Below are 9248 nucleotides of genomic sequence, written 5' to 3'. Positions count from 1 at the left end.
GCGCCCGCTCCCCCCCCCCCGCGGCGCGCCCGGGCGGGGGGGGGCGTGTGGCGGCCCGCGCGGCGCGGGGGGGGGGGGGGGGGCGAGAGCCCCCCCGCCCCACGGCCCGCTGATGAAGGTCCCGAAACGGGAATCTTTCCGGTTCTTTTCAGTGGTTTGACGATGGCCGCAACACGATCGCAATATTTCGCCGGGCGGCGATCACCGAATCCGGACGCGATCAGTGTCGTTGCCGGACAAGAACATCGCCATGCGGTGGCCCTCGTCGGTGACCGCGCGGCGTTCGGTGCGGGTGAGCTCGCGCAGCGGCGCGACGGTGACGATGTCGTCCTCGACGGTCCAGCTCGCGGCGACCCGGCCGTCCACCAGGACCACGCGGGCGCCCGCGACGGACAGGCCGCGGTCGGCGTCGTCGATGATCCGGCCGCGGTCGTGATAGCCGAGGATGGCGTTGTCGAAGGCGGGCAGGAAGCGCGGCGGCGCAGGGGTTTCCGGATCGGGGCGTGGCGCGTCGGGCAGGTCGAGCAGTTCCCTGCCGCGTTCGTCGCGGAAGGTGATCAGTTCGTCGCGGACCGCGGCCACCGCGGCGGGCAGACCGGTCAGGCCGCACCAGGCGCGCAGGTCGGCCGAGGCGGCGGGACCGAACGCGGCCAGGTAGCGCCGGACCAGTTCGGCGCCGACGGGGTCGGTTCCCGGCGCGGCGGGCGGGTCGACCTCGCGACCGAGCCACTACTCGACCGGGGCATTGCGCACACCGGCTTTCACCTTCCACAGTCCGCGCGGCGGCAACTGCACCGTCGGGATCAGGGCCGCGATCACCAACTCCCCCAGCGCCCGGATGCCCGGTGCGGGCCAGCGGTCGGCGAGTGCCCGCGCGATCTCCCCCATCGAGCGCGGTTCGCCGTCGGCAAGCACGGCATGCGCGGCCGCGGTGAGCTCGTCGAGGTCGACGCCGGCGAGCTCCTGCTTGTAGGTGGTGAGCACCCGCTGCCGCAGCATCGCGTCGTGTCTGCCCCGCCAGGCGAGCGCGTCGGCGGCGGTGACCAGGTGCACGGTCCGGCGCATGAGATGGGCCCGGACCACCCGCCGCCCGGTCAGCAGGTCGTCGAGGTCGGCCGGGTCGAAACCGGCGACCCGCGACCATAACCCGAGGAACGGCTCCTGCGGTTCCTGCGCCTGCACCCCGCACAGGTGCGCGACGGCATCGAGCACCGGGATGTCGGCGCGATCGAGCAGGAATTGCCGGGCGAGAGTGGCGCGATTGAGCGCCCTGGCATCGAGAACGGTTCGCAGACTCATGATGGCGATCATTCTTCCGAAAGACCTGTGTCAACGAGGGTTTCCAAGTGCGTCGAGTCGGTGCGATTCCCGTGTTCCCTGGATGATTGCTGCGCTAGCGTTTCCCGCATGGACGACATCGAGTTGGATTTGCCGAGCGTCGCTTCTTCCCACATCGCCGGCCGGATTCTGGAAATCGACGCGGTCGGTCTGCGCAACCCCCTCCCGGTGAACGGTGAGCGGACGCAGGCCTACGTGTCCTGCGTGGACGGCACCACCCTGCGACTACCGGATTCCCTGCGGGGCTGGGCGATGCAGACCCTCGCGGCGAACTACGATCTGCGCGCGACAGGACTGCCCTCGCTGTTTCCCTGCCGGTTCGAGTTCGGTATCCGCGACGGCGCCGCGTATGCCGTACCGGTCAGCGACCACCGGTCGCTGCACACCAGGGTGGCAGCCGGGCAACCCGCGGCGTGAATCTCCGGCAGGCGGCGCCGGACCCGTCCGCGCTCTATCGTCGTCGACATGCAGGCCTTGACCTACGGACCGGCGGGCGCGACCAGTCCCGCCGACCATGTGTGGACCGCACGGCACCCCGGATTCCGGCGGTTCGAGACGTCGGTGGTGATCGGCCACGGCGAGCACGTCTGGGCGACCGCCAGGGAGGCGGTGTTGCACTGGGGTGTCAAGCGCCGCAGTGGCTTTCGCGTCGCCCCTGACGCACCCGCGACGACCGATGCCGACTACCGGGTCACCGCCGGATGGGGCCCGGTCTCGATACACGAGCCCGTGCGCGTGGTGGCGGTGGTCGACACCGCCGACCGGTGCGGCTTCGCCTACGGGACCCTGACCGGGCACCCCGTGTCCGGCGAGGAGGCGTTCGTCGTGCACCGGCGCGCGGACGGCACCGTCGAACTCACCCTGCGGTCACTCACGAAACCCGCGCCGACCGGTCTCTGGCGCGCGGTCTTCCCGATTCTGCTTGTCGCCCAGCGGTTCTACCGCCGCCGCTACCTGCGCGCCCTGCGCAGCTGACTCAGGCGATCGGCGGCAGGTGGACGACCTGGCCCGCGTAGGCCAGGCCCGCGCCGAAGCCGAGGAGCAGGGCGGTGTCGCCCGGGCTCGCCGCGCCGGAGCGCAGCAGTTGTTCCATGGCCATCGGGATGGAGGCGGCGCTGGTGTTGCCGGTTTCGATGATGTCGCGGGCTACCGCGACAGTGTCGGGCAGGCCCAGTGTGCGCACCAGGGCGTCGGTGATGCGGATATTGGCCTGATGGGGGACGAAGGCGTCGAGGTCCTGTGCGGCGATGCCCGCGCGGTCCAGCGCGTTGCGGCAGGCCTTCTCCAGGAAGGTGACGGCCCAGCGGAACACCTCGGTGCCGTTCATCCGGATGTACGGGCGCACCGACGTACCACCACTCGCCTCGGCAGCGGCGACCTCGGCGAAGTATTCGAGAAAGTCCTTGTCCTGGTTGTTAGCGGTCCTGCGGCTGCCGTCCGAACCCCAGGCGACCGGACCGATCCCCTCCTGCTCCGCCGCGCCGACGACCACCGCGCCCGCGCCGTCGGCGAAGATGAACGCGCAGCTGCGGTCGGTGGTGTCGAGCAGATCGGAGAGCCGTTCCACGCCGATCACCAGCACGTTGCGCGCCTGGCCGGAGCGGACCAGGTTCGCCGCGTCGGCCAGCGCGTAGCAGAAGCCGGCGCACCCGGCGGAGATGTCGTAGGCGGCGGTGTCGTCCATGCCGAGTTCGGTGGCGACGACCGCGCCCGCCGACGGGCCGAGGACCATCTGCGACGACGTCGCGAGGACGACCACATCCACCTGCTCGGCCGCCACTCCGGCCGCGGTCAGTGCGTCCCGCGCGGCCGCGACGCTCATCCCGACGATGGTCTCGTCGGGCTCGGCCCAGTGCCGGGCGGCGATCCCGGAGCGGGTCTTGATCCACTCGTCGGAGGAGTCGATGGCCTCGACGATCTCGGCATTGGGCACGACCCGGCGCGGGCGATAGACGCCGAGGCCGAGAATTCCCGTATGGGTGACCGGAACTGCGGTGGCGATGGGGGTGGGCATGACATCCTCTCCATATGAACCGATCGGTCCACACTGGAATAGGTCTATCATGGACCGATCGGTTCAATCAAGGGTTGGGAGGAGATCGGATGGCAGCCGGACCGCGCGCCCGACTGATCGAGCACACCATCAGCACCGTCCAGCAGCACGGCGTCCACGCGGCCGCGCTGAGTGAACTGCTCAAGCGCAGCAACACCTCACGCAACTCGCTGTATCAGCACTTCCCTTCGGGCAAGGGCGAATTGGTGCAGACCGCGGCCCGCATCGTGTCCCGCCTGGTGTACTCGCACGTGAGCGCGATGGCCGACACCCTGCAGACCGCGCCGTCGGTACAGCAGTGGATCACCGACCTGCTCGCGTTCTGGCGCACCCCGCTCGAACAGACCGACTACAGCGCCGGCTCGTTCATGATGGCCGCCGCACTCGACGAGCTCGACCCGGCAGTCCAGTCGATCGCGGGCCAGGCCTTCGCCGAATGGACCGCCCGCCTCGCCGACGGCATCGTCGCCACCGGCATCGAACGCGCCACCGCCGTCTCCCTGGCCGGCTTCCTGCTCACCACCATCGAGGGCACCATCGTTCACAGCCGTGCCCTCAAGTCACCCCACCCGTTCGACCAGGCGGTCACCCAGCTGACCATCCTGCTCAACCACCACCTGTCCCAGCGCTAGCCGCCCACCCGGCTCAGGTCGGCGCGCAGGGTCTCGACGATGTGGCGCCTGGCCAGGCGGCCTTCGCGGCTCGGGGTGAGCGGATAGACGTGGACCAGGCCGCGTCCTTCGTGGAAGTCGATGTCGACGCCGGCGGCCCGTGCCTTGCCGAGCAGGAGGTGGGCGTCGGGATTGAGGATGTCCTCGGTGCCGGTGAAGACGGTGAGCGGGCCCAGCCCGGTGAAGTCGCCGAACAGCGGGCTCACGATCGGGTCCTTCATCGGCAGGTCACCGCTCCACATCTCGCCGAAGACGAGTCCGCCCTCGCGACCAAGCCACGGGTCGCGCGGCAGCAGGTCCGTGATCAGCGGATTCTCCAGGGTGAGGTCGAGTGCGGGCGAGATCAGTACTGTCCGTGGCACTGTCGTGCCGGTGGTGTCGCGCAGATGCAGCGCGGTCGACAGGGCGATCTGACCGCCGGCGGAATCACCGGCGACGAAGGTGGGTCCGTAGCGCGCGTGACTGTCCGTGACGATCTCGGCGAAACGCGGAATCACCTGCGCGGCAGTGCCGAACGGGATCAGCGGATAGATGGGCACCGTCACGGTGAGCCGCAACTGCGCGGCCAGCCGAGCCGCGAGATGCCAATGCGGCGGGGCGATTTCGCCGACCCAGCCACCGCCGTGCGCGTACACGAGCCCGCCGCGCGACGGCCCCGACGCCGGGGTGAGGGTGTAGACCGGCCAGCCGCGGTCCTCGATCTTCGACACCACGACGCCGCGCAGCCGCTTCGGCGGCGCGTAGGGCAGGGGCGCCGCACTGAGCCGCCGCACGTGTTCGCGCGCGGCCTCGGCGCTGACGTAGTTCCGGTTCGCCCTGGTGATCCGCAGAAAGGCGGGTACGACGATCCGGCTCATCACGCTCGGCACTGGATCCTCCTGATCGATGACTCGACCCTACGGCAACCGGCTACCGGCGCGGGCCGGATCGATCTCAGGCCTGCCCGAGCCGATGCTCGGTGATCTCCCCGCGCAGGCTGGTCCCGTTGAGGTCCAGGTAGAGCACACCCTCGGTGACCGAGAGGGTCGCGGTATTGCGGCGGTCGATCAGCGCGACGGCCGCATCGATGAAGGAACGGTCGACGCTGTAGAGCGGGATGTCCTCGGCCCGGTGGATCTTCTTGCCCGCGTACTGCGCCAGCACCTTCGCCGGATCGCGATGGGTGTAGATCGCGGCGCGACCGGCGAGCTTGCTGCCCCGGTGCACCCGGTCGGCGTCGGGGGCGCCGACTTCGATCCAGGCGGTGACCCGGCCGGTGAGATCGCGGATCTGGACGGCGGGTTCGTCGGTGGCCGAGATGCCGCCCTCACTGAAGACGATGCCCTCCTCGTACTGCAGGCAGTACGCGAGGATGCGGGTCAGCATGTACTCGAGGGTTTCGGAGGGGTGGCGGGCGACCCGCAGCTCGAGGTCCTCGTAGACGCCGCGGTCGACGTCGGCGAGTTGGACGGCGAAATGGTGCAGAGTTGCGCTGAGTGCCATAAGAGCTCCGAGCCTACTGCCGCGCGCCGACGCTCCCCTGTCCGCACCGGTTGCGCCGACCGGTCGCGACCGCCAGCATCTCTGCATGCGAATCACTCATGTTTCAGCCCTCGCGGTGGCGTTCCTCGCGCTCGGCACGGCAACCGCTGTGGCGGAACCGAATCCGGCCGACAGCCCGCGCGAGGCCATCGCCCGCGCCTACATCGACGCCCTGGTCTCCCACGACGCGAGCGCGGTGCCCTTCACCCCCGACGCCACCCGGATCGAAGTCGGATTCCAGACCGGCCACTCCGGTCCCCAGCTGACCGCGGATCTGGAGAACGGGCCGCAGTACCGGGTGATCCAGGGCGTCCGCGACCTCACCATGTCCGAATCCGGTGACACCGTCACCACCCGCTACCTGCTCGACACCGGCATCGCGGGCGTGCGCCTGACCACCGTCGAGATCGTCGAGACCTTCGTCATCCCCGCCGACGCCATCCAGTTCATCGAGGCCACCATCACGCCGGTCGCCTGAACCCGCTCGCTACTGGTCGGCGTCCTCGAGCAGGGCCCGGGGCGCGGCCAGCCGCCAGGAGTCGGTGACGATGGCTTCCAGTTCCGCGCGATCGTCGAGGGCGGCGAGCCGGACCCGGACCCACGCGTTGCCCGCCTCGTGCGCGGCGATCCAGAACTTGTCCGGCTCGGCGACCACCAGCTCGTCGCGGTCGAGGATCGGGCAGCGCACCGCCATCGAGGTCTCCTCCTCGGGCAGGGTCAGGAACAGCTTGCCCGCGACCTTGAAAATCGGCATGCCCCAGGCGAATTGCTCCACCGTCTCCGGTAGCGACAGGACAAACGCGCGGACGTCCTCCCCAGTGACCTTCATGGCCTACATCCTGCCAGCCAGCCCCGACACGAATCCGGGTCAGGCCGTCGGCCTATCGCTGCGCCAGCAGGGCCTTCCAGCCGGTGCCGACCGGACCCGCGAGGGGACGGACCCACGCCGGGATCCGCGTGACGTGGTCGCGGAACGCGAGAGGCTCCGGCGTCTCCTCGACCTCGAACCAGGCCTTGGACGCCGGGCGATCGAGCAGCACGATCACCGCCACCGACACCACGACCGCGGGCAGGGTGAGAATGCCGAACGCCCCGACCAGGATCACCAGCGCGGCCGCGTACCAGCCGAGGGCGTGCGCGTAGCGGGAGCGCACCGTGAACACCAGGGTGAACAGTGCGAGCAGCAGCGCCGCGGCCGCGGTGACGTAAGCGGATCCCACGTACCGCAGCACCGAATCCGACGGCAGCAGCGCCGCCGCCGGAATCACCGCGACCGCGACACCGGTGCAGTAGATGGCCTGCCACACCGCCAGCTGCTGTGCCCGCCGCACCTCCCGCGGCCGCCCGTCGGGCGAATCCAGCGAGAGTGCGGCGGTATCGAGTACCCCGAGACCGAACATCGAGCGACGACCTTTCCCGCGCGAAGTGCAACACGTTCTAGGTGACATCGTGCGCCGCGGATCGCCGCCCCGCGGCGGATTCGCCGAATTCAGCTCGAGACGGCGACCTTCGCGCTCGCCCTGGCACGCGCGGCGCTCACCCGGCGGCCGATGATGCCGTGCCGGGGCGCGAACAGGTAGACCAGCGCGAACGCGACGCCCTGGGTCACCACCACCATGCCGCCCGCGGCGGTGTCGAGGTGGTAGCTGATGTAGAGGCCGGTCACCGCGCACACCACCGACACCGTCGGCGCGATGACGAGCATGCGGCTGAAGCGATCGGTGAGCAGATAGGCCGTCGCACCCGGGATGATCAGCATGGCGACGACCAGCACCACACCCACCGCCTGCAATGCCACCACCGAGGTAAGGGCGAGCAAACCGAGCAGCGCCGTGCCGAGGATCCGCGGACTCAGGCCGATGGCGTGGGCATGGGTCGCGTCGAAGGCGTAGAGGGTGAAGTCGCGCCGCTTGAGCACCAGCGCCGTCAGCACGATCGCGGCCAGGATCATGATCTGGACCATCTCGCCCTGGCTCACACCGAGCAGATTGCCGAACACGATGTGGTTGAGGTCGGTTTGGCTCGGCGTCACCGACACCAGGACCAGGCCGAACGCGAACAGGGTCGTGAAGACGATGCCGATGGCGGCGTCCTCTTTCACCCGGCTGGTATCGCGGACGACACCGATCAGCGCGACCGCGAGGAAACCGAAGATCACCGCGCCGACCGCGAACGGCCAGCCGACGATGTAGGCCAGCACCACGCCGGGCAGCACCGCGTGCGAGACCGCGTCGCCCATCAGCGACCAGCCGATCAGCACCAGCCAGCATGACAGCACCGCGCACACCACCGCCGCGGTGACGGTCGTCGCCAGCGCGCGCACCATGAACTCGTAGCGCAGCGGGTCGAGGAAGAATTCTTCGAGGCTCATCAGTGTTTCCTCACGCGTCCACATCGAGCCCGAAGGCCTTGGCCAGGTTCTCCGGTCGCAACACCACTTCCGGGTCGCCGTGCTCGAGCACCCGGCGGTTCAGCAGCACCGCCTCGTCGGCCAGTTGCGGGAGCGCGTGCAGATCGTGGGTGGATACCAGGATGGTCGCGCCGTCGGCGGCGAGTTCGCGCAGCAGCGCGGTGATGGTCGCCTCCGACCGCTTGTCGACACCGGCGAACGGCTCGTCGAGCAGCAGGATCGTCGCCTCCTGGGCGATGCCGCGCGCCACGAAGGTCCGCTTCTTCTGGCCGCCCGAGAGCTGGCCGATCTGGCGATCGGCGAGGTCGGTGAGATCGACGCGGGCCAACGCGTCGGCGACGGCCACGCGATCGGCCCTGCTGGCCCGCCGGGTGAAACCCATCTTCCCGTAGCGGCCGGTCATGACGACATCGCGCACCGACAGCGGGAAGCTCCAGTCCACATCTTCCGATTGCGGCACGTAGCCGAGAGTGCCCGCCTTGCGCGCGGCGGCGGGCGGGCTGCCGTTGATGAGCACCCGGCCGCGGTCGGGGGTGACCAGGCCCATGATCGACTTGAACAGCGTCGACTTGCCCGAGCCGTTCATCCCGATCAGGCCGCAGACCCGGCCGGACTTCAGGGTCAGTTCGACATTGTCGAGCGCGAGCACGTCACCGTAGCGGACGGTGACGTCCTGGATCTCTACGACGGGCGCGGTCGTCATTGCGGGGCTCCGGCGAGGGCGGTGGCGATGATGTTCGCATCATGGCGGATCAGCTGCAGATAGGTCGGCACCGGGCCGTCGGCCTCCGAGAGCGAGTCGACGTAGAGGGTGCCGCCGTAGCGTGAGCCGGTGGCCTCGACCACGCGCTGCATCGGCGCGTCGGAGACGGTCGACTCGCAGAACACCGCGGGCACACCGCGCTGGCGCACGAAGTCGATGACCGAGCCGATCTGCTGCGGCGTGGCCTGCTGTTCGGCGTTGACCGGCCAGATGTACTTCTCGGTGAGACCCGTGTCGCGGGCGAGGTAGGAGAACGCGCCCTCGCAGGTCACCAGGGCCCGCTGATCGGCGGGCAGGGTGTTCACCGCGGCGACCAGGTCGTCGCGGACGGCGCCGAGCTGGGTCTTGTAGGCGTCGCCGTTGGCGCGGTAGGCCTCGGCGTGCTCGGGATCGAGGTGGGGGGTGCACCGCGCCCAACTTTTTGAAAAAAAAAATAACGAGAACCCCCCCAAAACACCAAAAGCGGATTGGATTATCCCCGATCGCGGACCA

Annotated in this window: 12 protein-coding genes and 1 pseudogene; 4 read left to right on the top strand and 9 right to left on the bottom strand. The window is 69.6% G+C overall.

The genetic code is table 11. The features are described 5' to 3' along the window. Window positions 1–201: 201 nt before the first annotated feature. Window positions 202–1299 (bottom strand): annotated as a pseudogene (locus ACFWPJ_RS05010) (winged helix DNA-binding domain-containing protein). A 108-nt stretch (window positions 1300–1407) separates the two neighbouring features. Here ACFWPJ_RS05010 and ACFWPJ_RS05005 point away from each other — a divergent pair. Both ACFWPJ_RS05005 and ACFWPJ_RS05000 read left to right on the top strand, forming a co-directional pair. Then, window positions 1408–1755 (top strand): hypothetical protein, encoded by a 348-nt coding sequence (locus tag ACFWPJ_RS05005; protein ID WP_378847311.1) that lies wholly within the window; start codon window positions 1408–1410, stop codon window positions 1753–1755. A gap of 48 nt (window positions 1756–1803) precedes the next feature. Then, complete coding sequence (locus tag ACFWPJ_RS05000) at window positions 1804–2313, top strand: DUF1990 family protein (RefSeq protein ID WP_378847308.1); 510 nt, start codon at window positions 1804–1806, stop codon at window positions 2311–2313. 1 nt (window position 2314) lies between these two features. On the opposite strand, the gene ACFWPJ_RS04995 is transcribed toward ACFWPJ_RS05000, so the two are convergent. Next, complete coding sequence (locus ACFWPJ_RS04995) at window positions 2315–3352, bottom strand: beta-ketoacyl-ACP synthase 3 (protein WP_378847306.1); 1038 nt, start codon at window positions 3350–3352, stop codon at window positions 2315–2317. Between the two features lie 89 nt (window positions 3353–3441). Here ACFWPJ_RS04995 and ACFWPJ_RS04990 point away from each other — a divergent pair, with 89 nt between their 5' ends. Beyond that, complete coding sequence (locus ACFWPJ_RS04990; protein WP_378847303.1) at window positions 3442–4023, top strand: TetR/AcrR family transcriptional regulator; 582 nt, start codon at window positions 3442–3444, stop codon at window positions 4021–4023. Here the strand turns inward: ACFWPJ_RS04990 and ACFWPJ_RS04985 are convergent. Together ACFWPJ_RS04985 and ACFWPJ_RS04980 are read right to left on the bottom strand one after the other, a co-directional pair. After that, window positions 4020–4931 (bottom strand): alpha/beta hydrolase fold domain-containing protein, encoded by a 912-nt coding sequence (locus ACFWPJ_RS04985; RefSeq protein ID WP_378847301.1) that lies wholly within the window; start codon window positions 4929–4931, stop codon window positions 4020–4022. The genes ACFWPJ_RS04990 and ACFWPJ_RS04985 overlap by 4 nt on opposite strands. 64 nt (window positions 4932–4995) lie before the next feature. Continuing rightward, window positions 4996–5544, bottom strand: coding sequence for a YaeQ family protein (locus tag ACFWPJ_RS04980; protein WP_378847299.1), 549 nt, complete (start codon window positions 5542–5544; stop codon window positions 4996–4998). Between the two features lie 85 nt (window positions 5545–5629). On the opposite strand from ACFWPJ_RS04980, the gene ACFWPJ_RS04975 reads away from it, so the two are divergent. Further along, entirely contained in the window at window positions 5630–6061 is a 432-nt protein-coding gene (locus ACFWPJ_RS04975) for a hypothetical protein (protein WP_378847297.1), read from the top strand. A gap of 9 nt (window positions 6062–6070) precedes the next feature. Here ACFWPJ_RS04975 and ACFWPJ_RS04970 read toward each other — a convergent pair whose 3' ends face one another. From ACFWPJ_RS04970 to ACFWPJ_RS04950, 5 genes are all read right to left on the bottom strand, one after another. Further along, window positions 6071–6412, bottom strand: coding sequence for an MmcQ/YjbR family DNA-binding protein (locus tag ACFWPJ_RS04970; RefSeq protein WP_378847294.1), 342 nt, complete (start codon window positions 6410–6412; stop codon window positions 6071–6073). Between the two features lie 52 nt (window positions 6413–6464). Continuing rightward, the gene (locus ACFWPJ_RS04965; protein WP_378847292.1) at window positions 6465–6983 is read right to left on the bottom strand and encodes a hypothetical protein; all 519 of its coding nucleotides are present in this window, start codon (window positions 6981–6983) and stop codon (window positions 6465–6467) included. A gap of 89 nt (window positions 6984–7072) precedes the next feature. After that, window positions 7073–7954: a metal ABC transporter permease gene (locus ACFWPJ_RS04960; protein ID WP_378847290.1), complete on the bottom strand. Its 882-nt coding sequence runs from the start codon at window positions 7952–7954 to the stop codon at window positions 7073–7075. A 10-nt stretch (window positions 7955–7964) separates the two neighbouring features. Continuing rightward, window positions 7965–8696, bottom strand: a complete 732-nt coding sequence (locus ACFWPJ_RS04955; RefSeq protein WP_378847287.1) for a metal ABC transporter ATP-binding protein — start codon at window positions 8694–8696, stop codon at window positions 7965–7967. After that, the coding region (locus ACFWPJ_RS04950) for a metal ABC transporter solute-binding protein, Zn/Mn family (RefSeq protein WP_378847284.1) at window positions 8693–9248 on the bottom strand (556 nt) is incomplete at its 5' end. The genes ACFWPJ_RS04955 and ACFWPJ_RS04950, both read right to left, overlap by 4 nt.

Source organism: Nocardia sp. NPDC058497, from assembly GCF_042720195.1.
Taxonomy (GTDB): domain Bacteria; phylum Actinomycetota; class Actinomycetes; order Mycobacteriales; family Mycobacteriaceae; genus Nocardia.
This window is presented reverse-complemented; position numbering and strand designations above follow the sequence as displayed.

Excerpts from the sequence above, each read along its gene's own strand:
- ACFWPJ_RS04965 (WP_378847292.1), bottom strand. The coding sequence starts at position 6,983 with ATGTTCGGTCTCGGGGTACTCGATACCGCCGCACTCTCGCTGGATTCG.
- ACFWPJ_RS04975 (WP_378847297.1), top strand. The coding sequence starts at position 5,630 with ATGCGAATCACTCATGTTTCAGCCCTCGCGGTGGCGTTCCTCGCGCTC.
- ACFWPJ_RS04960 (WP_378847290.1), bottom strand. The coding sequence starts at position 7,954 with ATGAGCCTCGAAGAATTCTTCCTCGACCCGCTGCGCTACGAGTTCATG.
- ACFWPJ_RS04980 (WP_378847299.1), bottom strand. The coding sequence starts at position 5,544 with ATGGCACTCAGCGCAACTCTGCACCATTTCGCCGTCCAACTCGCCGAC.
- ACFWPJ_RS04995 (WP_378847306.1), bottom strand. The coding sequence starts at position 3,352 with ATGCCCACCCCCATCGCCACCGCAGTTCCGGTCACCCATACGGGAATT.
- ACFWPJ_RS04990 (WP_378847303.1), top strand. The coding sequence starts at position 3,442 with ATGGCAGCCGGACCGCGCGCCCGACTGATCGAGCACACCATCAGCACC.
- ACFWPJ_RS05000 (WP_378847308.1), top strand. The coding sequence starts at position 1,804 with ATGCAGGCCTTGACCTACGGACCGGCGGGCGCGACCAGTCCCGCCGAC.
- ACFWPJ_RS04970 (WP_378847294.1), bottom strand. The coding sequence starts at position 6,412 with ATGAAGGTCACTGGGGAGGACGTCCGCGCGTTTGTCCTGTCGCTACCG.
- ACFWPJ_RS04955 (WP_378847287.1), bottom strand. The coding sequence starts at position 8,696 with ATGACGACCGCGCCCGTCGTAGAGATCCAGGACGTCACCGTCCGCTAC.
- ACFWPJ_RS05005 (WP_378847311.1), top strand. The coding sequence starts at position 1,408 with ATGGACGACATCGAGTTGGATTTGCCGAGCGTCGCTTCTTCCCACATC.